General features: G+C 68.3%; 28 protein-coding genes and 1 pseudogene. 27 read left to right on the forward strand and 2 right to left on the reverse strand.

Features of this window, described 5'->3' with window-relative positions; translation table 11 throughout:
- The first annotated feature begins 39 nt into the window (after window positions 1-39).
- The 3 genes from secB to ACUVYZ_RS04850 are packed head-to-tail and all read left to right on the forward strand — an operon-like array spanning window position 40 to window position 1936.
- Window positions 40-495 carry a protein-export chaperone SecB gene (gene secB, locus ACUVYZ_RS04840; protein WP_439933537.1) on the forward strand — a complete coding sequence of 152 codons (456 nt, stop codon included), beginning with the start codon at window positions 40-42 and terminating at the stop codon, window positions 493-495.
- Entirely contained in the window at window positions 492-944 is a 453-nt protein-coding gene (locus ACUVYZ_RS04845; RefSeq protein WP_439933538.1) for an SH3 domain-containing protein, read from the forward strand. The genes secB and ACUVYZ_RS04845 overlap by 4 nt, the downstream gene beginning before the upstream one ends.
- Window positions 941-1936 (forward strand): NAD(P)H-dependent glycerol-3-phosphate dehydrogenase, encoded by a 996-nt coding sequence (locus tag ACUVYZ_RS04850; protein WP_439933539.1) that lies wholly within the window; start codon window positions 941-943, stop codon window positions 1934-1936. The genes ACUVYZ_RS04845 and ACUVYZ_RS04850 overlap by 4 nt, the downstream gene beginning before the upstream one ends.
- Window positions 1937-1945: 9 nt before the next feature.
- Here ACUVYZ_RS04850 and ACUVYZ_RS04855 read toward each other — a convergent pair whose 3' ends face one another.
- Window positions 1946-2128 carry a tRNA (cytidine(34)-2'-O)-methyltransferase gene (locus ACUVYZ_RS04855; protein ID WP_439933540.1) on the reverse strand — a complete coding sequence of 61 codons (183 nt, stop codon included), beginning with the start codon at window positions 2126-2128 and terminating at the stop codon, window positions 1946-1948.
- Between the two features lie 141 nt (window positions 2129-2269).
- On the opposite strand from ACUVYZ_RS04855, the gene ACUVYZ_RS04860 reads away from it, so the two are divergent.
- The 17 genes and pseudogenes from ACUVYZ_RS04860 (at window position 2270) to ACUVYZ_RS04940 (ending at window position 19231) form a co-directional block, all read left to right on the forward strand.
- Complete coding sequence (locus ACUVYZ_RS04860; RefSeq protein ID WP_439933541.1) at window positions 2270-3973, forward strand: GspE/PulE family protein; 1704 nt, start codon at window positions 2270-2272, stop codon at window positions 3971-3973.
- Window positions 3974-3991: 18 nt separating this feature from the next.
- Window positions 3992-5221, forward strand: a complete 1230-nt coding sequence (locus tag ACUVYZ_RS04865; protein ID WP_439933542.1) for a type II secretion system F family protein — start codon at window positions 3992-3994, stop codon at window positions 5219-5221.
- A 212-nt stretch (window positions 5222-5433) separates the two neighbouring features.
- Complete coding sequence (locus ACUVYZ_RS04870; RefSeq protein ID WP_439933543.1) at window positions 5434-5874, forward strand: type II secretion system protein; 441 nt, start codon at window positions 5434-5436, stop codon at window positions 5872-5874.
- Between the two features lie 32 nt (window positions 5875-5906).
- Window positions 5907-5984: pseudogene (locus tag ACUVYZ_RS04875) on the forward strand (prepilin-type N-terminal cleavage/methylation domain-containing protein); the annotation flags it as partial.
- Between the two features lie 3 nt (window positions 5985-5987).
- Window positions 5988-6413 carry a hypothetical protein gene (locus tag ACUVYZ_RS04880; RefSeq protein ID WP_446033038.1) on the forward strand — a complete coding sequence of 142 codons (426 nt, stop codon included), beginning with the start codon at window positions 5988-5990 and terminating at the stop codon, window positions 6411-6413.
- A 100-nt stretch (window positions 6414-6513) separates the two neighbouring features.
- On the forward strand, window positions 6514-6909 hold the full coding sequence (locus ACUVYZ_RS04885) for a hypothetical protein (RefSeq protein WP_439933545.1): 396 nt from the start codon (window positions 6514-6516) through the stop codon (window positions 6907-6909).
- Window positions 6910-6976: 67 nt separating this feature from the next.
- Window positions 6977-7492, forward strand: coding sequence for a type II secretion system protein (locus ACUVYZ_RS04890; protein ID WP_439933546.1), 516 nt, complete (start codon window positions 6977-6979; stop codon window positions 7490-7492).
- A 71-nt stretch (window positions 7493-7563) separates the two neighbouring features.
- Window positions 7564-8373, forward strand: coding sequence for a PulJ/GspJ family protein (locus tag ACUVYZ_RS04895; RefSeq protein ID WP_439933547.1), 810 nt, complete (start codon window positions 7564-7566; stop codon window positions 8371-8373).
- Window positions 8363-8842 carry an agglutinin biogenesis protein MshP gene (locus ACUVYZ_RS04900; RefSeq protein WP_439933548.1) on the forward strand — a complete coding sequence of 160 codons (480 nt, stop codon included), beginning with the start codon at window positions 8363-8365 and terminating at the stop codon, window positions 8840-8842. Before ACUVYZ_RS04895 ends, ACUVYZ_RS04900 begins: the two co-directional genes overlap by 11 nt.
- Complete coding sequence (locus tag ACUVYZ_RS04905) at window positions 8839-12459, forward strand: DUF6701 domain-containing protein (protein ID WP_439933549.1); 3621 nt, start codon at window positions 8839-8841, stop codon at window positions 12457-12459. The genes ACUVYZ_RS04900 and ACUVYZ_RS04905 overlap by 4 nt, the downstream gene beginning before the upstream one ends.
- Before the next feature lie 179 nt (window positions 12460-12638).
- A complete protein-coding gene (locus tag ACUVYZ_RS04910) occupies window positions 12639-13535 on the forward strand; it encodes an agglutinin biogenesis protein MshI (protein WP_439933550.1) in 897 nt (298 codons plus the stop codon).
- Window positions 13532-14179 carry a hypothetical protein gene (locus ACUVYZ_RS04915; RefSeq protein WP_439933551.1) on the forward strand — a complete coding sequence of 216 codons (648 nt, stop codon included), beginning with the start codon at window positions 13532-13534 and terminating at the stop codon, window positions 14177-14179. The genes ACUVYZ_RS04910 and ACUVYZ_RS04915 overlap by 4 nt, the downstream gene beginning before the upstream one ends.
- Entirely contained in the window at window positions 14176-14871 is a 696-nt protein-coding gene (locus tag ACUVYZ_RS04920; RefSeq protein ID WP_439933552.1) for a hypothetical protein, read from the forward strand. The genes ACUVYZ_RS04915 and ACUVYZ_RS04920 overlap by 4 nt, the downstream gene beginning before the upstream one ends.
- On the forward strand, window positions 14856-15293 hold the full coding sequence (locus ACUVYZ_RS04925) for a hypothetical protein (RefSeq protein WP_439933553.1): 438 nt from the start codon (window positions 14856-14858) through the stop codon (window positions 15291-15293). Before ACUVYZ_RS04920 ends, ACUVYZ_RS04925 begins: the two co-directional genes overlap by 16 nt.
- Window positions 15290-17107, forward strand: coding sequence for a pilus (MSHA type) biogenesis protein MshL (gene mshL, locus ACUVYZ_RS04930; protein ID WP_439933554.1), 1818 nt, complete (start codon window positions 15290-15292; stop codon window positions 17105-17107). The genes ACUVYZ_RS04925 and mshL overlap by 4 nt, the downstream gene beginning before the upstream one ends.
- 1 nt (window position 17108) lies before the next feature.
- The gene (locus ACUVYZ_RS04935; RefSeq protein ID WP_439933555.1) at window positions 17109-18002 is read left to right on the forward strand and encodes an ExeA family protein; all 894 of its coding nucleotides are present in this window, start codon (window positions 17109-17111) and stop codon (window positions 18000-18002) included.
- Complete coding sequence (locus ACUVYZ_RS04940) at window positions 17999-19231, forward strand: tetratricopeptide repeat protein (protein ID WP_439933556.1); 1233 nt, start codon at window positions 17999-18001, stop codon at window positions 19229-19231. Before ACUVYZ_RS04935 ends, ACUVYZ_RS04940 begins: the two co-directional genes overlap by 4 nt.
- On the opposite strand, the gene ACUVYZ_RS04945 is transcribed toward ACUVYZ_RS04940, so the two are convergent.
- Window positions 19228-19911: a ComF family protein gene (locus ACUVYZ_RS04945; RefSeq protein WP_439933557.1), complete on the reverse strand. Its 684-nt coding sequence runs from the start codon at window positions 19909-19911 to the stop codon at window positions 19228-19230. The two genes, ACUVYZ_RS04940 and ACUVYZ_RS04945, sit on opposite strands and share 4 nt — an antisense overlap.
- Window positions 19912-20023: 112 nt before the next feature.
- Here ACUVYZ_RS04945 and bioB point away from each other — a divergent pair, with 112 nt between their 5' ends.
- From bioB to coxB, 7 genes are all read left to right on the forward strand, one after another.
- Window positions 20024-21001 (forward strand): biotin synthase BioB, encoded by a 978-nt coding sequence (gene bioB / locus ACUVYZ_RS04950; RefSeq protein WP_439933558.1) that lies wholly within the window; start codon window positions 20024-20026, stop codon window positions 20999-21001.
- A 36-nt stretch (window positions 21002-21037) separates the two neighbouring features.
- Window positions 21038-22252 (forward strand): 8-amino-7-oxononanoate synthase, encoded by a 1215-nt coding sequence (gene bioF, locus ACUVYZ_RS04955; RefSeq protein WP_439933559.1) that lies wholly within the window; start codon window positions 21038-21040, stop codon window positions 22250-22252.
- The gene (locus ACUVYZ_RS04960; protein ID WP_439933560.1) at window positions 22249-23055 is read left to right on the forward strand and encodes an alpha/beta fold hydrolase; all 807 of its coding nucleotides are present in this window, start codon (window positions 22249-22251) and stop codon (window positions 23053-23055) included. Before bioF ends, ACUVYZ_RS04960 begins: the two co-directional genes overlap by 4 nt.
- A complete protein-coding gene (gene bioC / locus ACUVYZ_RS04965) occupies window positions 23018-23914 on the forward strand; it encodes a malonyl-ACP O-methyltransferase BioC (protein WP_439933561.1) in 897 nt (298 codons plus the stop codon). Before ACUVYZ_RS04960 ends, bioC begins: the two co-directional genes overlap by 38 nt.
- A complete protein-coding gene (bioD, locus tag ACUVYZ_RS04970; RefSeq protein ID WP_439933562.1) occupies window positions 23911-24603 on the forward strand; it encodes a dethiobiotin synthase in 693 nt (230 codons plus the stop codon). Before bioC ends, bioD begins: the two co-directional genes overlap by 4 nt.
- Window positions 24604-24764: 161 nt before the next feature.
- Window positions 24765-25238: a DUF2244 domain-containing protein gene (locus ACUVYZ_RS04975; RefSeq protein WP_439933563.1), complete on the forward strand. Its 474-nt coding sequence runs from the start codon at window positions 24765-24767 to the stop codon at window positions 25236-25238.
- 31 nt (window positions 25239-25269) lie between these two features.
- A complete protein-coding gene (gene coxB, locus ACUVYZ_RS04980; RefSeq protein WP_439933564.1) occupies window positions 25270-26094 on the forward strand; it encodes a cytochrome c oxidase subunit II in 825 nt (274 codons plus the stop codon).
- Window positions 26095-26124: the final 30 nt, after the last annotated feature.

Raw genomic sequence — 26124 nt, forward strand, 5'->3', positions numbered from 1 at the left:
TTTCTCTTAAAAAATGGGTAGTTTCCCAGGACCTTTTCCATGAACGATCAACCAGCGCAACCGGTCTTCTCCATTGAAAAGCTCTACGTCAAGGACCTCTCCCTGGAGATTCCCCATGGGGCCCAGGCCTTCCTGGAGCGGGAGCCGCCCCAGGTGGAGGTCCAGCTCCATACCCAGGCCCAGCCCCTCAACGATGGGATCTACGAGGCGGTGGTCACGGTGACCGTCACGGCCAAAGCGAAGGAGAAGGTTCTGTTCCTAGTGGAGGCGGCCCAGTCGGGCATCTTCCAGATCCGCAACCTCTCGGCGGAGGACTTGGATCCGGTGCTCGGTATCGCCTGCCCCAACATCCTCTTCCCTTATGTCCGGGAAGTGGTTTCCGACGTGGTGGGGCGGGCGGGCTTCCCCCCGGTGATCCTTTCCCCGGTCAACTTCGAGGCCCTGTACCGCCAGCGTCGGGAGCGGGCTGCCTCCCAGCCCCCGGCCGCATCATGAGCCGGCGGCTTTTCCAGGCGCCCCTGCTGACGGTCCTGCTGCTCGCCGGGGCGATGCCGGTCCTGGCTACCGAATACCGGGCGGTGGGGGCCGAGCCGGCGGTCCTCTACGACGCCCCCTCCCTCCAGGGGCGGCCCCTGTACGTGGCGAGCCCGGGCTATCCCCTGGAGGTGGTGGTTTCTCTGGAGCACTGGGTCAAGGTGCGGGACGTGGCGGGGGATCTGGCCTGGGTCGAAAAGCGGGCCCTCGCGGAGCGGCCCACCGTCATTGTCAGCGCCCCCCGCGCCGTGGTGCGCCGCCAGCCGGACCCGGGCGCACCCCTCGTCTTCGAGGCCGAGAAGGGGGTCGTGCTGGAGCGGCTGGAAGGGTCCGTTCCGGGCTGGGTCCAGGTACGGCACCGAGACGGGCAGACCGGTTTCGTCCCCGTCGGCCAGGTATGGGGCGGATGAGGATCGCCGTGCTGGGGGCAGGGGCGTGGGGGACCGCCCTTGCCATGAACCTGGCGGACCGCCACTCGATCGTCCTCTGGGTATGGGATCCGGCGGACCTGGAGGCCATGGAGCGCACCCGGGTCAATGGCCGTTACCTGCCCGGTTTCCCGATCCCTCCCTCGGTGGCGCTGGAGGGCGACCCCGCCATGGCGCTCGCCGGGGCCGACCTAGCCTTGGCGGTGGTGCCCACCGCCGCTTTGCGGGAAACCCTCCAGCGAGTGGCCGCCCGGGCCCTGGCGCCTCCGGTGGTGGTGGCGAGCAAGGGCTTCGAACCCGCCACGGGGCGCCTTCCCCACCAGGTGGCGGAGGAGACCCTGGGCCGGGAGGCCCAGTACGGGGTGCTCTCGGGCCCGAGCTTTGCCCAGGAAGTGGCCCGGGGGCTGCCCACTGCGGTCACTCTGGCGGCCGCGGATGTGGCGTTCGCCGAGGGCGCCGCCCGGACGCTCCACGGGCCGCGGTTGCGGGTTTACTCCAGCACCGATGTGGTGGGGGTCGAGGTGGGGGGCGCGGTCAAGAACGTGATCGCCATCGCCGCCGGCATCTGCGACGGCCTGGGCTTAGGCCACAACGCCCGGGCGGCGTTGATCACCCGGGGCCTGGCCGAGATCACCCGGTTGGGGCTCAAGCTGGGCGGCCGCCAGGAAACATTTCTCGGGTTGGCCGGGGCGGGGGACCTGATCCTCACCTGCACCGGGGATCTTTCCCGCAACCGCCAGGTGGGCCGCCTGCTCGCCCAGGGCAAGCACCTCGAAGAGATCCTAGGCAGCCTGGGCCACGTGGCCGAGGGGGTGAACACGGCCCGGGAAGTTCACGGGCTCGCCCAGCGCCTGGGAGTAGACATGCCCATCACCGAGGCGGTCTACCGGGTCCTGTTCCAGGAACTGCCTCCCGAGCAGGCGGTGGACATGCTGCTTTCCCGGGAACCGAAGCCCGAGCATCCCGCGAGCTAGCCCGGAGCGTCACAATTCTTCCTTTTCGGTAAACCCCACCTGCTGCCAAGCCTCGTACACCACCACGGCCACCGCGTTGGCCAGGTTGAGGCTTGGGCCACCTTGCCTGATGGGGATGCGCAGTCGCCCTGCGGGCGTGAATTCCGCCAGGACTTCCTCGGCCAACCCCCGGCTCTTCGGGCCGAACACCACCCTCCCATTGGGCGGGATATCCGGCTAGTACAGGACGACTTCCAGTATTTCGAGCTCAAGCGTCCTCAGGATCTTTGCATTCACTTTCAATGGCATGAAGATTGCTATTCGCTTTTTACACGAAATCATGGGAGGAACCCCTTGGCCCGGACTGAAAGAGTACGCCTGGGGCAGCTTTTGGTGGACCAGAAGCTCATCTCCGAGGATCAGCTCGCCCGCGCGCTCGCTGAGCAGAAGCGGACCGGCCGCAAGCTGGGACGGACCCTGGTGGAGCTGGGTTTCGTCACCGAGGACGAGATCTCCCGGGCCCTCGCCCGGCAGCTCAAGATTCCCTTCGTGGATCTCCGGCGCCAGGACATCCGCCCGGAGGTGGCGCAGAAACTGCCTGAAGTCTACGCCCGGCGCTTCCGCGCCCTGGCGCTGGAGGAAATCGGTTCTGCCTTGCGGGTGGGGATGGCGGACCCCACGGATCTCTTCGCCTACGACGAACTTACCCGCGTCCTCAAACGGGACCTGGAGCTCGCCGTGGTGACCGAGTCCCAGCTTCTGGAGGTGATCGACCGGGTCTACCGGCGCACCGAGGAGATCAGCAGCCTCGCTCAAGCTCTGGAGGAAGAGCTGGGGGAGCCCGGCATCGACCTGGCAGCCCTGGGCCTCGGCGCAGGGGTGGAAGACGCCCCGGTGGTGAAGCTCCTGCAGACGGTCTTCGAGGACGCGGTCCAGGTGCGCGCCTCAGACATCCACATCGAGCCCCAGGAACGGCGGCTGCAGATCCGCTTCCGCATCGACGGGGTGCTGCACCTGCAGACCGAGACGGATCTGCGCATCGCCTCGGCCCTGGCGCTGCGGCTGAAGCTCATGGCCGGGCTGGACATCGCCGAGCGGCGCCTTCCCCAGGACGGCCGGTTCAACGTCAGGGTGCGGGGATCGAGCATCGACGTGCGCCTTTCCACCATGCCCACCCAGCATGGCGAGTCCATCGTCATGCGGCTTCTCAACCAGAGCGAGGGGCTGCTGCGGCTTTCCCAGCTCGGCATGCCGGAGGAAATCCAGGATCGGCTGCGCCAGATGATCCAGCGCCCGTCCGGGATGGTGCTGGTGACCGGTCCCACCGGCAGCGGCAAGACCACCACCCTCTACGCGCTCCTTTCCGAGCTCAACTCGGTGGAACGCAAGATCATCACCGTGGAAGACCCGGTGGAGTACCGGCTTCCGGGGATCAGCCAGGTGCAGGTCCACGAGAAGATCGACCTCACCTTCGGGCGCGTGCTGCGCTCCGCCCTGCGCCAGGACCCGGACGTGATCCTGGTGGGGGAGATGCGGGACCAGGGTACGGTGGAGACGGGCCTGCGGGCCGCCATGACCGGCCACTTGGTTTTTTCCACCTTGCACACCAACGACGCCGTGAGCACGCCTATTCGGCTCCTAGACATGGGCGCGCCCCGTTACATGGTGGCCATGTCACTGCACCTGGTCCTGGCCCAGCGGCTGCTGCGCCTCGTGTGCGAGGGTTGCGCCGAGCCCTACCGTCCGCTTCCCCAGGAACTGGAATGGCTGCGCCAGGAGCCGGCGGTCGGCGCCTCGAACGCAGGCTTCGTCCGCGGCCGGGGTTGTTCCCGCTGCAGCGGCACCGGCTATCGGGGCCGCACAGGGATCTACGAGATGCTGGAGATGACCCGCCCCGTGGTGGAGGCTTTGAGCCGGGAAGACGCTTCTGCCTTCGCCGCGGCGGCGCGCGAGCAGATGGGAGGGGGCACCCTGCGGCGCCACGCCGCGCAGCTTGCGGCGGCGGGCAAGACCACCGTGGCGGAAGCCATGCGGGTAGCGAGCCAAGGCGAGGATTGACGGACGGGGAAGGAGACCATGGCGTTTTTTGCATACAAGGGCAGGAGCCCCGCCGGGGAGGCGGTGCAGGGCGTTCTGGAAGGGGCCGACGCAGGGGCGGTGGCAGCGCAGCTTTTTGCGAGCGGGGTCACGCCGGTGGACATCGTGCCCGCCGACGCGCCGCGGCCCGCCGCGGGCGGGGAGACGCGCTTCACCCTGTTCCGGGAGCGGGTGCGCCTCCTGGATCTCTTGCTCTTCAGCCGCCAGATGTTCACGCTCCTCAAGGCGGGGGTCCCCATCATGCAGGCCCTGGCGGGACTGCAGGAGTCCACCGACAACCGGGCGTTTCGCGCCGTTCTGCAGCGCATCCGCGAGCACCTGGACGCTGGGCGGGAGCTGTCGGCGGCCCTCGCCCGGCAGCAGCCGGTGTTTTCTCCCTTCTATGTGGCCATGGTGCAGGTGGGAGAGAGGACCGGCCGCCTGGAGGAAGTGTTCCTGCGGCTGTTCCATCACCTGGAGTTCCAGAAGTTCATGCGGGAGCAGGTGAAGTCGGCGTTGCGCTATCCTCTTTTCGTGCTGGCCGCCATGGCGATCGCCCTCACCATCATCAATGTCTTCGTCATTCCGGCCTTCGCCAAGGTGTACGCCGGCTTCAAGGCCGAGCTGCCTACCCTCACCCGCTTCCTCATCGGCTTCTCCGACTTCATGGTGAGCCACTGGCCGTGGCTTCTGGGGGGCGCGATCGTGGCTGCCCTCGCCTTCCAGAGCCTCGTCCGCACCCCCCAAGGGCGCCACGGCTGGGACCGGGCGAAGCTCGGGATCCCCATCGCGGGCAAGATCGTCCACAAGGCCACCATGGCCCGCTTCGCCCGAAGCCTCTCCTTGGCCCTGAGGAGCGGCGTGCCCGTGGTGCAGGGGCTCAGCCTGGTGGCCCAGGTGGTGGACAACGACTACGTGGCGGGCCGGGTGGAGAAGATGCGCTCCAGCGTCGAGCGAGGGGAGAGCGTCCTGCGGGCGGCGATCCAGGCGGGAATCTTCACCCCGGTGGTGCTGCAGATGATCAAGGTAGGGGAAGACTCGGGAGCGCTGGACGATCTTCTGCAGGAGATCGCCGATATGTACCAGCGGGAAGTGGAGTACGAGCTGAAGACCCTCTCCGCCCAGATCGAGCCGATCCTGATCGTGGGCCTGGGGGTCCTGGTCTTGGTTCTCGCCCTGGGCGTGTTCTTGCCTCTATGGGACTTGGGCAGCGCTGCGCTTTCGAGATAGAGAGTATCCGGGTCGAGCTTCAGACGTAGATGTCATCGTTTGAACGCTGGGTTGACAAAGGAAAGACCCTTCCTTCGCAAACAAAGACGTAAGCCATTGAGATTACGATACTTTACGAATGACGACGAACTAATCCAGGTTGGCACAGAAGCTGCTTTATACCGTGGGCATTCCGTATTGAGTTGTTGAGCTTTCTTGAGGGAGGAATACAGATGCAAAAAAAGCGGTACGGCGGGTTTACGTTGATCGAGCTCGTGGTGGTAATCGTCATCTTAGGTATTTTGGCGGCGACGGCCTTGCCCAAATTCGTCGATTTCACGGGCGAAGCGGAGCAGGCTGCTGTTAAAGGCGTGGCTGCGTCGATTTCGTCGGCAGGCGCCATCAACTACGGCAAGCTCAAGGCCGGTGGCAGCGGTGTGGCCATCACGCACGCCACCGACGCCTGTGCGAGCAGTGCAAATAGCGTTCTTGCCGGGCAAACGTCGTTACTGACAGGCAGCGTCACGTTGGTGACAGGCACGCCGGCGAACAACGACCAGTACAAGATCGCCGCCGGAACCCCCGCTGCATGCACCGCCGGTACGACCATTCAATGCACCATCGAAAGCAAAGGCGGTAAGACAGCAACGGCTTATGTCCCCTGCACCAATTAAGAGCTAGCCATGACAAAGAGAGGATGCGTACCATGGCTCGTATAACTCGTGGTTTTACCCTCATCGAGCTTGTCGTTGTGATTGCCGTCATTGCCATACTGGCGGCGGTGGCATTGCCTCGCTACATAAACCTCCAGCAGCAAGCGCGCGTTGCAAAGGTTCAGGGCATCTACGGCGCGATCCGCTCAGCCGCGGCTCTAGCCCACGCCCAAGCCCTGGTCACGAGTACGCCGACGACAGGGGCCGCGACGGTCGTCATGGAGGGGCAGACCATCGACTTGTTCCACGGCTACCCCACCGCGTCGAGCTCAGATAACAATCCGCTTCCCGCGGCGCCCAACCGCGGCATTCTGGTGGCTGCCCAACTCGACGACGTGGCCGACGGGCTGACTTTCGCCGGGGGTGGAACGGGGGCGGGCGCAACCCTCAACGTCCGGGTGATCGGCGCGCCTACGCCTACCGCCTGCCAGGTGAGTTACACGGCACCGGCCGCAGGAGGCAGCTCCCCGGCGATCACCGTGGTCACGACGGGCTGCTAAAGAAAGCGCTTCCACCGTCTGTCAAGCGCGCGGGCTTACGTCACGGTCGGTCGGCATCCCGATGCGTGTAAACGGCTACAGTCTGGTTGAGCTCGTGGTCATGGTCGCGATTGCTGCCGTTCTCGCGGCAATCGCTTTGCCTCGGATCGCTCATTGGGAAATTTTTGGCCACCGTGCCTTCGCCGACGAGCTCGCAGCGCTCTTGCGTCATGGACAGAAGGTCGCTGTCGCACAGCGACGCGCGGTCTGGATCAACGCTACCGCGTCGGAGATAAGAGCCTGCTATGACCCCGTCTGCACCCAAGCCGTCCGGGATCCCGTACGAGGCGGGGATTTGAGCCTTGGGGTACCGGATGGCGTCACCTTGAGCCCCGCACCCCTCAGCTTCTTTTTCGATGCCCTCGGCCGTCCAAGCTCCGGCGTATCCCTCATGATCGCTGGCGGCGTTACACAGACCCTGGTGATTGAGGCAGAAACCGGCTATGTCCACGGCTGACGCGAGGGGTGCCGCTGACGGCGGTGGGCGTCGGGCTCTTCGTGGCATCAGCCTGATTGAGCTGGTTGTGTTCATCGCGATTGTGGCGATCAGTGTCACGGGCATCCTGAGCGTGTTTACCTATACCACCCGCCATTCCAGCGATCCCCTGGCGCAAAAGCAGGCCCTGGCCATCGCCGAATCCCTGCTGGAAGAGGTACTCCTTATGCCCTTCACCTGGTGCGATCCGGACGACCCCGGCGCGCCCACGGCGAGCGGCCCCGGGGATTGCGCCACGCCGGAGGGTCTGGGGCCGGAGGCGGGGGAGAGCCGTTACTCCGCCACCGCTCCTTTCGACAACGTGAACGACTACCACGGTTTCGATACCCAGACGGCCTCGCCCGCCGGCATCTGCGACCTGGCGGGCAACTGCTTTTCTGCCTTGAGCGCCTATCGCGCGGTGGTGAGCGTCGCGCAGGAGGCCGCCGGGGGGATTCCCGCCGGTGACTCTTTGCGGGTCACGGTGACAGTGACCGGCCCTGCGGGAACCTCCGTCACGGTGGACGGCTACCGCACTCGCCACACGCCCACCGGGGTGCCGTGATGAGGAGAGGATTGGCCTCGCCGCGGAAACCGGCGTCGAACAGGGACGCCGCAGCTTTCTTCGGGGTGGCCATGCACGGCCGCCGAGGCGGCTTCACCCTGGTGGAGGCCGTGGTGGCCATCGCCGTCACCGGGATCGTGGCTGCCCTGGCGGCGCTTTTCATTCGCGTGCCGATTGAGGGCTATGCAGACGCGACTCGCCGGGCCGAACTGACCGACCAGGCAGACACGGCTCTGCGGCGCATCGCCCGGGATGTCGCCCGAGCGGCGCCCAACAGCGTGCGGGTGGCCACGACGGGCGGGAAAACCTACCTGGAATTCCTGCAGACAAGCGGCGGCGGCCGCTACCGGGGTCAGGTGGACGGCACCGGCGCGGGCGACCCCCTAGACTTTTCCGCGCCGGATGGCTCCTTCGACGTACTGGGCCCGCCCATCACCCTGGCGCCTGGGGAACAGAACCTGATCCTCGTCTACAACCTGGGAATTCCCGGGGCGGACGCTTACGCAGGGGACAATGTCAGCGCGGCTACCAGCCCCACTGGCGTGGCCCTCAACAACCTCGCCATCAATCCGTTTCGGTTTCCCCTGGAGTCGCCGGCCCACCGCTTCCAGGTGGTGTCGTATCCCGTGACCTACGAGTGCGACCCGGGGGCGGGGGTGATCCGGCGCTATTGGAACTATCCCATCGCCGCGGCCCAGCCCACGCCCCCTTCGGGCACGCCCCCGGCCCTCCTGGTGAGGGACGTGACGGATTGCTTCGTGACCTACAACGCTTCCATCGCCAATGTCAGGGCCGGCTTGGTGACCCTGGGATTGACCCTCACCCGGCTGGGCGAATCGGTGACCCTCTACCATGCCGTCCACGTGGCCAATGTCCCCTGACCGCCGCCCCCTACGGGCTCTTCGAAGCCGCTCGGGGCGCGGCTTCAGCACCGTCACCGCGCTTTTCCTGGTGGTGGTGCTGGCGCTGCTGGGGGCCGCCCTCATGAGCGTCTTCGGCCTGCAACAGGCGGCGAGCGGCCTGGACCTTCAGGGCTCCCGGGCCTTGCGCGCCGCCCGAGCGGGAATCGAGTGGGGGATGTACCAGGTGCTGGTGGCGCAAGGAGGCAGCGCCTGCCCGGCGAGCCCGCAGAACCTCTCTTTCGGGGGGACCCTTTCGGCGTTCACTGTCACCGTCGAATGCAGTGGGTTTCCCGCCGACGAAACGGGGCACACGCCTAATCCCTTCAGCGTCTTCCGCCTTGTCTCTACGGCCTGCAACAACCCCATGGCGGGGGCGTGTCCCAACACCAGCGCCGACCCCGGCGCCCGTTACGTGGAGCGGCGGGTGCAGGGGACCATCGCGCCATGACGGGCTTGCCTTTTCCTCGATGGCAGAAATGGGCGGCAGGGATGCTGCTCGCCTGCCTGCTGCCCGGATGGGCGCAGGCGGGAATCGCGTTTCGCGCCTCGAGTTCCGCTTCCATTCCCGCAGCCTCCACGATCACATATGGCGGACAGGGAACTTTCGCCGTGCGGGGAAACTGCGGCTCGATCTCTCCCACGCTGCCGACCGGCACGGCGGCGGGAGACCTGCTGATCGCGGTCGTCGCCTCGGGCGCTTCGCCCACCCTCTCCATGCCGGGCTGGAACCTACTTTTCCAGCAAAACCCCGTTTCTAACCTCACCTCGGCGATCTACTGGCGCATCGCCACGGGCGGCGATCCCAACACCATTACCCAATCCGGCACCTGTAACGTGCTCGCCGCGCGTATTTCCCGCTTTACGGGCGTGGATACGCAGCAGCCCTTCATGACCGCTCCGCTCGCAGCGTCGAACTGGTCCTATCAAAACGCCAACACGGTGACTACGGGGACCGAGACGACGGACTACCCCGGCGCCATGCTGGTGGTCACAGCGCACACGACTGACGACAGCGATTTCGGCGTACTACTGGGGTTTACCCAGGCCTACAGCTCCCAGACTCGCACCGGCAACGACGTCGCCATCGGGCTCTACTACGCTGCGCAGGCCTCGCCCGGGACGGCAGGCCCTTATACGGTGACTAAGACCCGGGGCGCGGACCCTAACCACGGCACGGTCTTCGCGCTGCGGCCGGCGGGGCTCAAGCTCGTGATCCCGGTGCCCGCCGGCACGCAGGCGAACGACGTCATGATCGCGAGCCTCTCGGTTCGCCCCTGCAGCAGCTTGATCCTCGGCGCATGCACGGTGACGGTCAATCCGCCCGGCGGCTGGACGCTCGTGAGCGCAGTCGATCAGGCCACCGGCGGCGGCACGGGGGGATTCGGCAATCGTCTCTACGTCTATCGGCGGGTCGCAGGAAACGCGGAGCCGGCGAGCTATACCTGGGTGATCGGCGGCACCCCGGTCCACACCGGGGCCGTGGGCGGCATCCTGAGTTTTTCCGGCGTGGACACGGCGAATCCCCTGGTCGCCGAGGCGGGACAGGCGACGGGCTTCTCCTCTAACCATACGGCGCCCAGTATCGATACCGGGGCCATCGCCGAGACCATGCTGGTGAGCAGCCATACTGTGAACTCCTCGGGCATCTGGACGGCCCCCGCCGGCATGACCGAGACGGTGGATATCGCTTCGCTGCCCGTTTCTGACGACCTTGGCCTTGCCCTGGAGATGAATTACGAGCCGCGCTCGGCGGCGGGGGCGACGGGTACGCGGACCGCCACCCTAGCCAATCCGCCGGCGCCGGATACCGGCGCGACCCATATGCTCGCCCTACGGCCGGCGATCACCCTTCACCACTACGCGGTGAGCGCCCTCAACACCTCGGTGGCGACCTGCGATTACGCCGAGGTCACCATCCGCGGGCACGATGCCGCCCATGCACCGGTCAGCCCCCCGGCGGGGCGGGTGCTCGCCCTTTCCACCTCCAGCGGCACCGGGGTATGGCAGCCCACGTTGGTGTCCGGCAGCGGCGCCTGGAGTCCTTCGGGAGCCAACAACGGCGTGGCCGCCTACGTGTGGCCGGGAAACGAATCGAGCTTCACGGTGCGGTTGCGACTGACCACGGTTAGCACCCTTTCGGTCAACCTTCTTGACAACGCGGGCGTTACCGAGAGTGGAACGGAGGATCCGGCCATCGCCTTCGTGGAGTCGGCGTTGCGGGTGAGCAACGGCGCCAACGCGCCGCTGGCGATCGGCACCCAGATCGCCGGGAAACCTTCCAATGTGGGGGCGGGCGCCCAGGCGCTCTATCTCCAGGCGATCCGCACCGACACCGAAACCGGTGCCTGCGTGAGCCTATTTCCGAGCGGATCCGAGGTGGCGATCGAAGTGGGCGCGCAGTGCGTCAACCCCGCCACCTGCACCCAGCCGGTCACCCTCGCCACCGCCGCATCGAGCGGCAACACCGCTTCCTTCGTGCCCAACGGAGGGTATCCAGCCAGCGTCAACTTCCGCTTCACGACGGCCAACGCCGAGGCACCCTTTAGCTTCAGTTATGCCGACGCGGGAGAGATCCGGCTGCAGTTCCGCCGGGCCTTGCCGCCGCCCCCATCGGGTGCCTACGTACAAGGAGCGAGCAACGCCTTCGCTACTCGCCCCTTCGGACTTGCTTTTCGCGGGGCCAATGCCGCCACTTCCATCCAGCACGGCACGAGCCCGGCGAGCCCCGTGCTGGCGGCCGCCGGCGATCCATTCGTCATGACTGTCGCGGCCTACCGGTGGGCAGCCGCCGAAGACGACGGCACGGGCCGTCCCCTCCCGGGCGCCGACATCACCGACAACGGCTTGACGCCCAACTTCGCCGCGGACGTGGTCGTGAGCGTCTCCGCCAACTTGCCGGGAATGGCTTTGGGGGCGGTGGCGCGGGGCGCGGGATGCTCGGCTACAGCCACAGCGCCGGCCGCCGCCTGGTCCGGGGGGGCGGCCACCCTGTCCGATTGGTGCTACACCGAGGCGGGCAACGCGTTCTTCGCGGCGGCTGCGTCCGACTATCTGGTGGCCGGCCTTCAGGTCACCGGCAATAGCGGGCTGGACGGCAGCGGCCCCACGGGCGGCTACGTCGGGCGCTTCCGTCCTAAGTACTTCACGGTGACCAACGCTAGCCTCACCAACCGGATCGCGGCAGGCTGCAGTGTGGCCTCCAACTTCACCTACATGAACGAGGCCATGGAGGCGGGTTTCAAGCTCTCGGCGAAAAACGCGGCGGGCGCGGTGACCCAGAACTACACCACCGCCAGCGGCTACGCCAAGCTGGATCCCGTAGGCTCGCCCGCTTCCCTCGGCTTCGGCGCCCGGGACGGCGCGGTCAACCTCACCCCACGCCTCGATCTCGGCAGCGTGAGCGGCAGTTTCGTGGCGGGAGAGGCGACGGTCAGTGCGCGGTTGGCGCTGCGCCGGGCAAGCCCAGACAACCCGGACGGGCCTTTCGAAGTCTTCGAGCTGGGCATTGCCCCCCAGGACAGCGACGGCACCGCCCTGCGGCCGGCGGATCTCGACCTGGACGTGGACGGGGCGGGCGGCAACGACCACGTGAAGGTCGGGCAGACCCGGGTGCGGTTCGGCCGGCTGCGGCTCGCCAACGCCTATGGCTCGGAGCTCCTGGATTTGCCCATCCCGATCCGGGTCGAGCACTGGAACGGGGTCGGCTTCGTCACCAACGCCGACGACGGCTGCACGCGCCTTGCCGCGGCCCACGTGTTGCTCTCCGGCTATCAAGGGAACTTGAACGCCGGCGAGACCAGCGTGGCGCCCGCGCCCACCCTTGTTTTCTCCGGCGGCGTGGGAAATCTCAAGCTCACCAGGCCCGGCGCCGGCAACTTCGGGAGCGTCCTATTGCGCGTCGATCTCGCCGCCGAAGGAAAGAGCTACCTGCGCGGCCGCTGGGACGATGGGGCGAACCCCGATGCCAACGCCGGCACGGCCTACGACGACGATCCGGCCGCCCGCGCGAGCTTCGGCCAGTACAAGGCGGGCGCGCGGCTCATCGACCTGCGGGAGAGCTACTAAGAGGGCGAAATGGGAAAAGGCGGGGCTAGAATTGTGAAATTTTGCAATGCAGCGCGACTGGCAGGAAAAAATCACAAAGCAACAATGAGTTATTGATTTATTTTTAAGTGCACAGTTATCATAAACAGATGATTGGCGGATTTTTCAACCGAAACGGCCGGACGCAAGGGTGGGCGGCGTTGCGCTTCGTGAGTCCCTCGGGCCTGCAACTGGTGCAGGTGACCCGTCCCGCCGGCGGTCATCGGCCGGTCGTCTTTGGCTGTGACGGTTTTCCGCTGGATGGGAATGGGGCCTCCCTGGAACGGGTGTGCAAAGAAGCCCAGCTTCGTCGCTGGACCTGCACCCTGTTGCTGGAGCCGGGCGAGTATCAGATGCTCCTGGTGGAGGCGCCTAACGTGCCCGCGGAAGAACTGGGGGCCGCTATCCGCTGGCGGATCAAGGATCTCCTCGACTATCCGGTCGAGGAGGCCACGGTGGAGGTGCTGGAGATCCCCGCCCGGAGCGCCTCCGGCCGGGGCAAGGCGGTGTACGCGGTCGCCGCCCGCACCCCACGGCTCAAGGAGCGGTTGCTGCGGCTCAAGGCAGCGAAGGTGCCCCTCCGGGTGATCGACATTCCCGAGATGGCCCAGCGCAACCTGGCAACCCTCCATGAGCCCGCGGGCGCCGTCGCCCTTCTCGCCTTCGACGGCAGCGGCGGGCTCTTCACCGTCAGCCAGGGCGGCGACCTTTACCTCGCGCGGCGCATCGAGGTGACCCTGGGGGAACTCCAGGATGCGGACGAGGCACGCGCCCGGCAGCATCGGGAGCGGGTCGCCCTGGAGCTGCAGCGTTCCCTGGATCACGTGGACCGCCAGCTTCCTTTCATTGCCCTGGACAAGCTCTTGCTCGGCCCCCTGCCCGCCCCCGTGGGCTTGCGGGAATTCCTGGCGGAGAGCCTGGGCATTCCGGTGACGACCCTGGACCTGGCGCAGCTCATGGACTTCTCCGCGGTCCCCGAGCTGGCCGATCCTACCGAGCAGTGCGCCCATTTCCACGTCCTGGGCGCGGCCCTGCGGGATGAGGTGGGACACGCATGAAGCAGATCAACCTGCTCAAGCCCGAGCTCCTTGCGCCCCGGCGCAAGCCCTTCTCCGCGGCTTTCATGCTGCGGGCGCTGGGGCTCCTGCTGCTCGCGGGCACCGCCCTGTACGGCTACCTGCGAATGGAGCAGGCGCGGCTCGCTCAGGCTGCCGACCGGGCCGAGCAGGCCCTTGCCGCCGAGCGCGGCCGGCTGCAGCAGCTCTCCGAGCGCTCGGCGCCGGGGGGGACGAGCAAGCTGCTGGAAGAAGAGCTGAAGGCGGCGGAAGCTCGGCTCAGGCAGTACCAGGCACTCGAGCAGACCCTGGAGGGCCGGGACCTGGGCGACGCCGAGGGCTATTCCGAATACATGCGGGCCCTTGCGCGCCAGGCGATCGACGGGCTCTGGCTCACCGGATTCGTCGTTTCCGGGGCAGGCACGGAGCTGGTGATCCGCGGGCATGTGCTGGAGCCCAAGCTTCTGCCTCTGTACCTGGAGCGGCTCAACGCCGAGCCGGCCATGCGCGGGCGGAGCTTCGAAGCGCTTGAGATTCAGGCGCCCAAGTCCGAGGCGGCCGGCAGCACGGCAGGACATGACGCCACGGTCCGGTTCCTCGCCTTCGAGCTGAGCTCGAAGGCGCCGATTAAGGAGGTAGGGCGATGAGGACTCGATGGCAAGCCTTAGCGGCGCGCATCGACGCTTTGCCCCAGCGGGAACGCCTGTACGTGCTGGTCGCCCTGCTCGGGGCGATGGTATTCCTCTTTTACCTGGTCTTGCTGGAGCCGGTCATGGCGCAAAACCGCCAGCTTGCCCAGCGCCTTCAGTCCCACACCCGGGAGATTGAGGATATCCAGCGGAAGATCGAGGTCCTCGCCCGAGGGGAAGCGGCCGACCCAGATCGTTCGAACCGGCAGCGGCTAATTGCCCTGAAGCGAGAGCTTGAGGCCCTCGAGGCCTCCCTGCAGAACCGGCAATCCCACCTGGTGCCCGCCGAGCGTATCGCCCGGCTGCTGCGGGAAGTGCTGGAGAGAAATCGGGGCTTGCAGCTCGTTTCTTTGACGACCTTGCCTCCAGTCGACCTCGCCGATCCCAATCCGGCCCAGGGGACAGCGGAAAACCCGCTGCGCCTCCAGGCCCAGGGCGGCGAAGGTCCCCAGCGGCTGTACCGGCACGGGGTGGAGATCTCGGTGCGGGGCAGCTACTCGGACCTGCTGCGCTACGTGACCGAACTGGAGCGGCTGCCGTGGCGCATGTATTGGGGGCGTCTGCAGCTTGCGGTGGATAAGTACCCGGTGAGCACCCTGACCCTCACGGTGTACACCTTGAGCATGGAGCGGACATGGTTGGTGATCTGAGCCCAGGGATGATGCGCCTTCTGCGCGCCGGCGCCTTTCTCCTGGCGGCGGGCCCGGCCCTCCAGCTCTGCGCCCAGGAGCTTCCCGATCCCACCCGCCCGCCGGCGGCGCTTGCGGCGGGGGAGGCGGGGAACGCCCGCGCCCCGGAGGCGCCGGTGCTCCAGTCGGTGCTGGTTTCCCCCGGGCGCCGGGCGGCCCTCATCAGCGGAACCTGGGTATCCTTGGGCGGCCGCTACCGGGACGCCCGGGTCGTGGCCATCGACGAGGCCGCGGTGACCCTGCAGAGCCCGGAGGGAAGGCGCGAGTTGCGGCTTTTCCCGGAAGTGGAAAAGCGATTTGCGGAGAAGGGGGGAGGCGCCCCCGACGTCAGTTGGTCGGTCAGAAGCCGGCCGAGGGGGAAAATCGGGGGAGAGAAACGATGAGAGCGCTGGCAGCCACGCTCGCCGCGGCGGCGCTGCTGCTGGGAGGGTGCTCTACCACGCCGCCCAAGCACGGCACCACCTATGACGTCATGCTGGAGGAGCTGAAGCGGGCCGCCGGGGAGCGGCCCAAGCCCGCTACGCCGGAGGCGGTGGAGCGGGCCCTGCTGCCCTCCCTCACCATCGAAGTGCCGAAGGCGATTCCGGCCCCGGAGGAACCGCGCTTCGACCTGGCGGTGACCAACGCGCCGGCGGCCCAGGTGTTCATGGCCATCGTTTCGGGCACCCGCTACAACATGCTCGTTCACCCCGAGGTCAAGGGAACCCTGACGGTGAACCTGCGCGACGTCACGGTGCGGGAGGCTCTGGACGCGATCCGGGACCTTTACGGTTACGAGTACACCCTGGAGGGCAACCGCATCGTGATCCACCCGCTCACAGTGCGAACTAAGGTGTTTCGCGTGGGCTACCTCACCGGGGTGCGGCGGGGCGCCTCGGAGACCACCGTCAGCTCCAGCGCGATCCAGGGTGTTGCCCCCGGGCCGTTGTTCACGCCCCAGTCCACGGCGGTAACTCTGCCCGGGCTGGCCGCCCCGGCGATCAAGAGCAGCGAAGTCACCACCCGATCCGAGTCCGATTTCTGGAAAGAGCTGACCGCGGCCCTCAACGCCATCGTGGGTAGCGGCGAGGGGCGCAGCGTGGTGGTGAGCCCCCAGTCGGGGGTGGTGGTGGTGCGCGCCATGCCGGAGGAGCTCAAGAACGTGGAGGTGTTCCTCAAGGCGTCCCGGCTCAACGTGGAGCGCCAGGTGGTGCTGGAGGCGAAGATCCTGGAGGTGGAACTCAACGACGGCTATGAAGCCGGCATCAACTGGGCGGCGTTCCGGGCCAACGACGGCCGACTCTCCGCGGGCCAACTCGCCCCGGGAACCCTCCTGCGCCCGAACGGAAGCCTCAACACGGGCGCCACCTTCAGCACCGACCCGGCGACGGGGGTCACCACGATCCAGAATCCCGCCGTGAGCGCCCTCCCCGGGGTGGATCTCGTCCGTCCGGGGACGGCGGGCGGCCTCTTCAGCCTGGCGTTCCAGACCGGCAGCTTCGCCGCCCTGCTGTCCTTCCTGGAAACCCAGGGCAACGTCCACGTGCTCTCCAGCCCCCGCATCGCCACCCTGAACAACCAGAAGGCGGTGCTCAAGGTGGGTCAGGACGAGCTTTTCGTCACTAACGTGAGCTCCACCACCACCACCGGCACGGCCACCACCACCACGCCCACCGTGACCCTGCAGTCGTTCTTCTCGGGTATCGCCCTGGACGTTACACCCCAAATCGACGAGCGCAACATGATCACCCTGCACATCCATCCTTCCGTGAGCGACGTGCAGCAGATCGAGCGGCAAATCGATCTGTCGGGCACCCTGGGTACCATCCGCATCCCCGTGCCCCGCAGCCAGATCCGGGAGACCGACAGCATCGTTCGGGTGGAGGACGGGCAGATCGTGGCCATCGGCGGCCTCATGGCCCAGACCCAGACCGAGGAACGCTCCGGGGTGCCGGGCCTGTCCGACATCCCGTTCCTGGGCGCCGCCTTCCGCCAGACCCAGCAGCGTTCCACCAAGCGGGAGCTGGTGATCCTGCTCAAGCCCACCATCATCAAGAGCGACCAGGAATGGGTCGGCGAGCTGGGGGAGAGCCGGGCGCGGCTGGAGAAGCTGGACCGGGGCTTCTCCTGGGGCGGGAAGTCCGAGGTGTTCGGGACCAAGGGGGAAGGGGGGCCTGCGCCCTGGGAGTCCTCCGCCCGGCAGCCGCAGCCCAGGTGACATGTACGAGGCCCACTTCGGGTTGCGGGAGCTGCCCTTCGGGCTGACGCCGGACACCAGCTTCTTCTTCGCTTGCTCCACCTACCAGGAAGCGCTCAACACCCTGCTGGTGGCGGCCGGCACCGGGGAGGGCTTCATCAAGATCACGGGCGAAGTGGGCACGGGCAAGACCCTGCTCGCCCGCAAGTTCCTCGCTTCCCTGGGGCGCCAATTCGTCACCGCCTACATCCCCAATCCCCACCTCGATTCCCAGGCCCTGTTGCAGACCCTGGCGGAAGATTTCCAGGTCCAGATCCCGGGCGAGGGGGATTGCACTCGCTTGATCCGGGCCCTGACCCACGCGCTGCTCGACTACGCCAGGGCGGGGAAGCGGGTACTGGTATGCCTGGACGAGGCCCAGGCGATGCCCTTGAAGACTCTGGAGACGCTGCGCCTGCTCACCAACCTGGAGACCGAGAAGCGCAAGCTGGTCCAGGTGGTACTGTTCGGCCAGCCCGAGCTGGACGAAAACCTGCAGGACCGCTCGGTGCGGCAGTTGCGCCAGCGGATCACGTTCCAGTACCGGCTCAAGGGCTTGAGCCCCGAAGAGACCCGCCGCTACCTGAATCACCGGCTGCAGGTGGCGGGCTATCAGGGCGGAGAGGTCTTCACTGCCCCCGCCGTGGGGCTGCTGCACGCCTTCTCCGGCGGTGTGCCCCGACTCCTCAACATCCTGGCCCACAAGTCCATGATGGTGGCCTACGGGAAGGGGCGCCGCGCCGTCGCGGCGGGTGCCGTGGTTCGTGCCGCCCTGGATACCCCGGCGGCGGCCCGGGGCTTCGCGCGCCGCGCCTGGCCCGTGGCCACGGGGGCGTTGCTTTCCCTCGGCGGGCTCACCTGGATGTGGCTGGCATGAGCCTCATCAACCAGATGCTGGCGGACCTGGAGCGCCGGTCTGGGGAAGCCCGGCCAGCGGCCTTCGAGCCGGAGATCCGCGCCGTGCCCCCCCGCCCGCGGCGTCCCTGGCTAGGGGTCGGAGTGTTGCTGGCGGCGGGGGCGATCGGGGGGGTCGCCATGACGCTGTATTGGACCCGGCCGGCGCCGGGACCGGCGGAAGGGGGCGCGGCCCGGCCTTCCCAGGCGAGCATGGCGGCCGTCCAGGTCATAGGAGCGCCGGAGCCGTCTTCGGAACCGGCATCCGCCGCCCCTTCCTCGGAGGCCGAGGCTTCCGGGGAAGGGGCCCAGGAGGCGAGGCTTCAGGCCGCCGGGAGGCCGGCCGACGATTCGGGCCCGCCCGAGCAGGCGGCAAGCCCCACGCCCGCCCCACAAGCGAGAGAAGGGGCTCGTCCGGGAACGAAGCCATCGGGGGCCGCTTCCCCCCCGGCAGCCTCCCGGGAAGGTGCCCAGCCGCCCCGATCCTTACCGCTGCCCGCGGCGGCTCTCCCGACGGGCGAAGACGCGGCCCCTGGGGGCGGATCCAGCCCGCCGGCGCCCGCGTCCGAAAAGACCGGCGGCGAGCCCACGCCCCAGGCCCCCCCTTCGATCGACAAGAAGATCCGGCCCCCCACGCCCGAGGAACAGGCGGAAAACGAGTTCCGCCGCGGGCTCGCCGCGTTGCAGCGGCATCGGGATGGGGAGGCGATGGACGCCTTCAGGTCCGCCCTGGAGCGCAATCCCCGCCACGAGACGGCCCGCCAGAGTCTGGTGGCGCTGCTGCTGGCGGGCAACCGGCTGGCCGAGGCGGAAAGCGCCCTCGCGGAGGGGCTGGCCCTCAATCCGCGCCAGATCGGCTTCGCCACCGCGCTTGCCCGGATCCAGGTGGAGCGGGGCGCCACCGCCGCCGCCTTGGACACCCTGGCGGCGGCGGCCCCTTATGGGGGAGCTTCGGCGGAGTTCGAAGCCTTCTTCGCGGCGCTCTTGCACCGGGCGGGGAGGCACCGGGAAGCCGCGGAGCGCTACGCCCGCGCCTTGCAGATTGCCCCTGGCACCGGCGTGTGGCTGCTGGGCATGGGCCTCGCCCTTCAGGCGGACGGCCGCCACGCGGAGGCCCGTGCCGCCTTCGAGCAGGCCCGGGCGAGCCGCCAGTTGAGCGCCGAACTGGCCACCTTCGTCGAGCAGCGGCTGGGGCAGTTACCCTCGAATTAGGCCTCTCCGGCCCAATTGGGCACCGCCCGCGCCACCACCCAGGCCCGCACCCGGGCGGCGCCTCGGCGCTTGAGCAGCCGGGCCAGCTCATTGAGCGTGGCGCCGGTGGTGAGCACGTCGTCCACCACCGCCACGTCCGCCCCGTCCAGGTCCCGGGCGCAGGAGAACGCCCCCCGCACGTTCCTGCGCCGCTCCCCCATGGAAAGCCGCGCCTGCTCGGCCGTGTCCCGGTGGCGGGCGCACAGGTCCATGGCCACCGGGACCCTGGTGCCGCGGGCGATTTCCCGGGCCAGCTCCGCCGCCTGGTTGAATCCCCGGACTTTGAGCCGAGCCGGGTGCAGGGGCATGGGGATCAGGAGGTCGGGGGAGGGCAGGGGAGCCACGTGCTCGGCCAGCAGCCTCCCCAGCGCCCGGCCCGCGGCCAAGTCTCCCTGGTACTTGAAGCGGCGGATCATGGCGTCCACCGGGAACCGGTATTCCAGGAGGGCCGCTGCGGCGTCGAAAGCCGGCGGGCGCCGCAGGCAGTCGCCGCAGGCGGCAGCCTGGGGCGCCGGGACGGCGCAGACCGGGCAGCGGGGGGAGGGGAGCAGGGGCAGGGTCCGCCGGCAGGCCGGACAGGGGTTTCCCTCCCGGGTCGCGCCGCCGCAGAGGAGGCAGGCCTCGGCTGCGGCGCGGCGCAAAGCCTGCGCCAGGCTGTTCAAAAATCTGGGAAGAAAAATTGACAGCCTCCCGTCCCGGAACCGATACTGCGGGAAATTTAAAAGCTTCTTCTTTCCCGCCACAACGGTAGCCATGTCCCAGCCCATGACGGTTTCCTCCACCGCGGCGCAGCAGCGCCCCGCCTGGTCGGTGGAAGCGGTGCTCGCCCTGTTCGAGCGGCCCTTCAATGACCTGCTGTTCGAAGCCCAGCGGGTCCACCGGCGGCATTTCGATCCGAACCAGGTGCAGCTCTCTACGCTCCTTTCCATCAAGACCGGCGCCTGTCCCGAGGACTGCGCCTATTGCCCTCAGTCGGTGCGCTACGCGACCGGCCTCGCGGCACAGGAGCTTCTCTCCCTGCCCGACGTGGTGGCCGCGGCCCGCGCCGCGAAAGCCAAGGGTGCGACCCGCTTTTGCATGGGGGCCGCCTGGCGCGGCCCGAAAGACCGGGACCTGGAACGGGTCGCCGAGATGGTGAGCGCGGTGAAGGCCCTGGGCCTGGAAACCTGCGTCACCCTGGGGATGCTGAAGGAGGGACAGGCGGAGCGGCTGCGGGCGGCGGGGCTCGATTATTACAACCACAACCTGGACACGGACCCGGAGTTCTACGGGCGCATCATCACCACCCGCACCCAGGCCGAGCGGCTGGAAACCCTGGCCCGGGTGCGCTCCGCCGGCATCCGGGTTTGTTGCGGCGGCATCGTGGGCATGGGGGAGAGCCGGCAGCATCGGGCGGGCATGATCGCCCAGCTCGCCAGCCTGGACCCCTATCCCGAGAGCGTGCCCATCAACGCCCTGGTGCAGGTGGAGGGCACGCCCCTGTACGGCACCGAGGCGCTAGATCCCCTCGAGTTCGTGCGTACCGTCGCCTGCGCTCGCATCACCATGCCCAAGGCGTGGGTGCGCCTGTCCGCCGGGCGCGAAACCATGCCCGAGCCGGTGCAGGCCCTGTGCTTTTTCGCGGGCGCGAATTCCGTCTTCTACGGCGAAAGGCTGCTCACCACCGGCAACCCCCAGGTGGAGCGGGACCAGGCCTTGTTCGCCAAGCTGGGGCTTAAGGCCCTCTCCTGACGGGCGCTGGAAGGCGCCCACCGGATGGCTCGTTGCATGGATCCGACCGTCGCTCCTTTCCCCGGGCTTGCGGAGCTGGGGCGAGAACTGGCGGAGCTGGAGGCCCTGCAGCTCAAGCGCCGGCGGCTTCGGGTGGAGGCGGCCCAGGGTCCCCGGCTCGTCATCGACGGGGTCGAGTACCTGGCATTCTGCAGCAACGACTACCTGGGGCTCGCCCACCATCCGGGCGTCGCCCGCGCCGCCCGGGAGGGGATCGAACGCTACGGAGTGGGGGCGGGCGCCTCCCATCTAGTGAGCGGTCACAGCGCCGCCCATCATCGCCTCGAAGAGGCCCTGGCCGAGTTCGTCGAGCTGCCCGCGGCGCTCCTCTTCTCCACGGGCTACATGGCCAATCTGGCGGTGGTGGCGACCCTCGCCGGCCGGGGGGGCACCGTGTTCGCCGACCGGCTCAACCATGCCTCCTTGAACGACGCGGCACTCCTTTCCCGGGCCCGGTTCAAGCGCTACCCCCATGGGGACGCGGAAGCCCTCCGGCGGCTGCTCGCCGGCGCCCACCGCGGGCCCCGGGTGGTGTTGACGGACGCCGTGTTCAGCATGGACGGGGACCTGGCGCCGCTGCCGCAGCTCCTCGCCTTGTGCGAAGAATTCGACGCCTGGCTGGTGGTGGACGACGCCCACGGTTTCGGTGTGCTGGGCGAAAGAGGCCGGGGGACGCTCTCCCATTTCGGCCTGCGTTCCCCCCGCATCGTCTACATGGGTACCCTGGGCAAGGCCGCTGGGGTGTTCGGCGCCTTCGTCGCGGGCGATGCCGCGGTGGTGGAGACCCTAATCCAGCGGGCCCGTCCCTACATCTACACCACGGCTTTGCCGCCGCTCCTCGCCTGCGCCCTCCTCGAGAGCCTGCGCTTGATCGAGGGCGGCGACGAGCGCCGGGCCCGGCTCCGAGAGCATGTCGCCCGGCTGCGCCGCCGCCTGCCTACCGGGCCCTGGCGGTTTATGGCCTCCCAAACGCCGATCCAGCCCCTGGTCCTGGGGGACAACGCCCTCGCCCTGGCGGCGAGCCGGATCCTTGCTCGCCTGGGAATCCTGGTTCCGGCGATTCGTCCCCCCACCGTGCCCCCGGGTACCGCCCGGCTGCGCATCTCCCTGTCTGCCGCCCATGGAGAGGCGGACGTGGATCGGCTGGCGGAGGCCCTGGTCCAGGCGGGGCGGGAGCTGGCTGTACCTGCGTCCGGGGAGCTTGCCCAATGAAGGATCGGCTGCATGTGACGTGCTGTGGCCGGGGGCCGGACCTGGTGTTACTCCACGGCTGGGGGCTGCACGAGGGCGTCTGGGAAACGCTGGCCGCCGCCCTGGCACGGCAGGCCCGGGTGCACCGGGTGGACCTGCCGGGCCACGGGAAGAGTGACCCCTTGCCCGGCGAATGGCCGGAGTGGGTGGAGGCGCTGGGGGAGGTGGTTCCCCCGGGCGCCGTCGTGGGCGGTTGGTCCCTGGGCGCCCAGCTCGCCCTGGCCCTGGCCGTGGCTCGCCCCGGGCGGGTGTCCGGGCTGGTGCTGGTGAGCGCCACCCCCCGCTTCGTGGCGGGCCATGACTGGTCCCAGGGGGTCGCGGGAGCGGTGCTGGACCGATTCGAGGCGGGGCTCGCCCGCGATCCCGACGCCACCCTGGAGCGGTTCCTGGTGCTCATGGCCCGCGGGGCGGCCCGCCCCCGCGCCCTGGTGGAGAAGCTTCGCGCCGTCCAGGGAGCGGGTCCCCGGCCGGCGGCCGAGGCCCTGGCGGCGGGACTTAAGTTTCTCCGGGACAACGACCTGCGCCCCCTCGTCGCCCGGGTGGGCTGTCCGGTCCAGGTGATCCATGGGGAGCCGGACGAAATCGTTCCCGCGGCAGCGGGGGCGTGGCTCGCTTCCCGGCTCCCCCGGGCCCGGCTCGCCCGGGTGCCCGGCGGCGGGCACGCCCCATTCCTTGTCGAACCGGAGACGTGCACCGCCCTCTTCGAGCGTTTCATCGAGCAGGTTTATGGCGAGTCCCACCGATTTCCTCTACCGCATCGATAAGCGCGCGGTGCGCCGCGCCTTCGAGCGGGCGGCCGACGGCTACGAGGCCGCAGCGCTGCTGCAGCGGGAAGTGGCCGGACGCCTGCTGGCGCGCCTGGACTACATCAAGCTGGAGGCGCGCACGGTGCTGGACGCAGGCACCGGCACGGGCTACGCGCTCCCGGGCCTCAAGCGCCGCTATCCCCAGGCGCGCCTGGTAGCCCTGGACCTGGCGCTCAACATGCTCAGGAAGATCGAGACCCGCCGGGGCGGCTGGCGGCGGTTTCTTCCCGGGCGGGATCCGCTGCCGGAGCGGGTGTGCGGCGACCTGGAACGCCTGCCCTTGGCGGGGGCCAGCCTGGACCTGGTCTGGTCCAACCTGACCCTGCAGTGGTGCAACGACCCAGCGCGGGTGTTCGCCGAGGTGCGGCGGGTGTTGCGGCCGGGGGGGCTTTTCCTGTTCACCACCTTCGGCCCCGACACGCTCAAGGAGCTGCGGCAGGCCTTCGCCGGCGTGGACGGCTACGTCCACGTGAGCCGCTTCATCGACATGCACGACCTGGGCGACGCCCTGGTGCGCGCCGGCTTCGCCGACCCGGTGATGGACATGGAGTTCATCACCGTCGCCTACGCCGAGTTCGGGCAGATCCTGCGCGACCTCAAGGCGATCGGTGCCCACAATGCCACGGAGGGCCGCCGCCGCGGGCTCATGGGCAAGAACCAATGGCGCCAGGCCCAGGCGCGCTACGAAGCCCTGCGGCGGGACGGCCGGCTGCCGGCCACCTTCGAGGTGGTGTACGGCCATGCCTGGCAGCGGGCGCCGCGGCTTTCCGCGGGCGGGCGGGCGGTGATCGAGATCAGACCCCGAAGGCCGACATGAGCGCCGGCGCTTCCGCGGTCATGGGACGCGGTCTCTTCGTCACCGGCACCGACACCGGAGTCGGCAAGACCCTGGTGGCCTGTGCCCTGGTGCACCGGCTGCGGGAGAAGGGATGGTCGGTGGCGGGGATGAAGCCTGTGGCCGCCGGCTGCGAAGACGGCCGCTCCCCCGACGTGGAAGCCCTGGCGGACGCTTCCGGCCGCCCCTTCCCCCGGGCGCTGATCAACCCGTATCCCCTGGCCTTGCCCATCGCGCCCCATCTCGCCGCTCGATCGGAGGGCGTGGAGATTCGGCCGCAGCCGATTCTAGAAGCCTTCCGCCACCTGGCGCGGGAGGCGGAGGGGGTGATCGTGGAAGGGGTGGGCGGCTTCCGGGTTCCCCTGGCCTCGGACTGGGATACCGCCGACTTAGCGGTCCGGCTGGCGCTCCCCATGATCCTGGTGGTGGGCATGCGGCTGGGCTGCCTCAACCACGCCCTGCTCACCGGGGAGGCGATCCGGGCCCGGGGTTTGCGTCTAGCGGGCTGGGTGGCCAACACCCTCGATCCCGCCATGGCCGCCTTCCACGACAACGTGGCTGCTCTGGAAGAACGCCTGGGGGCGCCGTGCCTCGGCGTGGTCCCGGCGCTCCCGCAGCCGGATCCCCAGGCGGCGGCGCGCTTCTTGAGGTTGCCGCCGCCCTGGGAATAGCCGTTTTGGCAGGAAAATCAAGCATTGGAGCCCATGCAGAGCCCATGCGTTTCCTTGCCACGGCGGGTGCAGCCATGCTACTTTTGGATAACGTCCAAAACGAGAATTTGCCCGCAGGCTCGACCGGTTCCGGCCCGGGCCCGCGGCTGCGATCCGAGCAAATGGCTTTCGCCCTCTCCAACGAAGCGGAGTTTTCCGTCGTCTGTAAGCGGAACGCCTCCCTCCCGCCCGTCGCGCGGCGCTGGGCGCTCTGCTCGATCGCCGCCCTTACCTTGGGCATCGCCGGCGGACTCGCCGCGGCGGGGGCGTGGCCGATCGTGCCTTTCGCCGGGATGGAGCTGGCGATTCTGTTCCTCGCTTTCCGCGAGATCGCCCGCCACGAGGGGGACTGCGAAACCATCGTGATCGCCGGCGACACGGTGAGGGTGGAGACCGTGCGCGCCGGCAGCCGCCACTCGGTGCAGTTCAACCGCCACTGGGTCCAGGTGGTGGTGGTGGAACCGGAATCGGTCCTGGCGGTACCCCGGGTGTGGCTCCGTTCCCACGGGCGGCTGGTGGAGGTAGGACGCCATCTGCCGCAAGAGCGGCGGCGCGAGCTCGCGCGAGAATTGAAATTGCGTCTCGCGAAACGGTAATATTCAAATTTTTCGGTACATGGGCAAAACAATGAAGAGAAAACTATTCGGGGGCGGCTTCTTCGCATTCGCCCCATCGGCTGCGCTCGCCGCCACCCTCGGGCCGTCCAAGTACAACCTGCAGCCGCCCCAAAGCCCCATCGCGGCCCAGATCTACGATTTGCATACCATCATTCTCGCCATCTGCGTGGTGATCTTCGTGGTGGTGTTCGGCTTCATGTTCTACGCGGTGTTCAAGCACCGCAAGGCGGCGGGCCACCAGGCGGCCCACTTCCACGAAAACACCACCGTCGAGATCATCTGGACCGTCATCCCCTTCTTCATCCTGGTGGGTATGGCTTACCCGGCTACCAAGACCGTGATCGAGATGAAGGACACCTCCGCGCCCGACATGACGGTCAAGGTGACCGGCTACCAGTGGAAGTGGCACTACGACTACCTGAACGAGGGCATCGGCTTCTACAGCAACCTGGCCACGCCCAAGGAGCAGATCGAAGGGCGGGCGCCCAAGAGCGAGACTTATCTCCTGGAGGTGGACAACCCCATGGTGGTGCCCGTGGGCAAGAAGGTGCGCCTGCTGATCACCGCCGGGGACGTGCTCCACGCCTGGTTCGTGCCCGCCTTCGGTGTCAAGCAGGACGCCATCCCCGGGTTCATCCGGGACTCCTGGTTCAGGGCGGAGAAGACCGGCATCTACCGGGGCCAGTGCGCCGAGCTGTGCGGCAAGGAGCACGGCTTCATGCCCATCGTGGTGAAGGTGGTGGAGCAGGCGGAATACGACCGGTGGGTGGCCGAGCATAAGCAGAAGAAGGCGGCCGGTCAGCCGGTCCAGGTGAGCGCGGCTGCCGCGAAGTAAGCCGGCCGGCGACGAATTCGGCAATCGGAC

Source organism: Pelomicrobium sp. P1, from assembly GCF_052805615.1.

Excerpts from the sequence above, each read along its gene's own strand:
- ACUVYZ_RS04925 (WP_439933553.1), top strand. The coding sequence starts at position 14,856 with ATGGTTGGTGATCTGAGCCCAGGGATGATGCGCCTTCTGCGCGCCGGC.
- ACUVYZ_RS04940 (WP_439933556.1), top strand. The coding sequence starts at position 17,999 with ATGAGCCTCATCAACCAGATGCTGGCGGACCTGGAGCGCCGGTCTGGG.
- ACUVYZ_RS04850 (WP_439933539.1), top strand. The coding sequence starts at position 941 with ATGAGGATCGCCGTGCTGGGGGCAGGGGCGTGGGGGACCGCCCTTGCC.
- ACUVYZ_RS04845 (WP_439933538.1), top strand. The coding sequence starts at position 492 with ATGAGCCGGCGGCTTTTCCAGGCGCCCCTGCTGACGGTCCTGCTGCTC.
- mshL (WP_439933554.1), top strand. The coding sequence starts at position 15,290 with ATGAGAGCGCTGGCAGCCACGCTCGCCGCGGCGGCGCTGCTGCTGGGA.
- ACUVYZ_RS04915 (WP_439933551.1), top strand. The coding sequence starts at position 13,532 with ATGAAGCAGATCAACCTGCTCAAGCCCGAGCTCCTTGCGCCCCGGCGC.
- ACUVYZ_RS04975 (WP_439933563.1), top strand. The coding sequence starts at position 24,765 with ATGGCTTTCGCCCTCTCCAACGAAGCGGAGTTTTCCGTCGTCTGTAAG.
- ACUVYZ_RS04895 (WP_439933547.1), top strand. The coding sequence starts at position 7,564 with ATGCACGGCCGCCGAGGCGGCTTCACCCTGGTGGAGGCCGTGGTGGCC.
- bioB (WP_439933558.1), top strand. The coding sequence starts at position 20,024 with ATGTCCCAGCCCATGACGGTTTCCTCCACCGCGGCGCAGCAGCGCCCC.
- ACUVYZ_RS04905 (WP_439933549.1), top strand. The coding sequence starts at position 8,839 with ATGACGGGCTTGCCTTTTCCTCGATGGCAGAAATGGGCGGCAGGGATG.
- ACUVYZ_RS04900 (WP_439933548.1), top strand. The coding sequence starts at position 8,363 with ATGTCCCCTGACCGCCGCCCCCTACGGGCTCTTCGAAGCCGCTCGGGG.
- ACUVYZ_RS04920 (WP_439933552.1), top strand. The coding sequence starts at position 14,176 with ATGAGGACTCGATGGCAAGCCTTAGCGGCGCGCATCGACGCTTTGCCC.
- ACUVYZ_RS04870 (WP_439933543.1), top strand. The coding sequence starts at position 5,434 with ATGCAAAAAAAGCGGTACGGCGGGTTTACGTTGATCGAGCTCGTGGTG.
- ACUVYZ_RS04935 (WP_439933555.1), top strand. The coding sequence starts at position 17,109 with ATGTACGAGGCCCACTTCGGGTTGCGGGAGCTGCCCTTCGGGCTGACG.
- ACUVYZ_RS04960 (WP_439933560.1), top strand. The coding sequence starts at position 22,249 with ATGAAGGATCGGCTGCATGTGACGTGCTGTGGCCGGGGGCCGGACCTG.
- secB (WP_439933537.1), top strand. The coding sequence starts at position 40 with ATGAACGATCAACCAGCGCAACCGGTCTTCTCCATTGAAAAGCTCTAC.
- ACUVYZ_RS04885 (WP_439933545.1), top strand. The coding sequence starts at position 6,514 with ATGGTCGCGATTGCTGCCGTTCTCGCGGCAATCGCTTTGCCTCGGATC.
- bioC (WP_439933561.1), top strand. The coding sequence starts at position 23,018 with ATGGCGAGTCCCACCGATTTCCTCTACCGCATCGATAAGCGCGCGGTG.
- bioF (WP_439933559.1), top strand. The coding sequence starts at position 21,038 with ATGGATCCGACCGTCGCTCCTTTCCCCGGGCTTGCGGAGCTGGGGCGA.
- ACUVYZ_RS04865 (WP_439933542.1), top strand. The coding sequence starts at position 3,992 with ATGGCGTTTTTTGCATACAAGGGCAGGAGCCCCGCCGGGGAGGCGGTG.
- bioD (WP_439933562.1), top strand. The coding sequence starts at position 23,911 with ATGAGCGCCGGCGCTTCCGCGGTCATGGGACGCGGTCTCTTCGTCACC.
- coxB (WP_439933564.1), top strand. The coding sequence starts at position 25,270 with ATGAAGAGAAAACTATTCGGGGGCGGCTTCTTCGCATTCGCCCCATCG.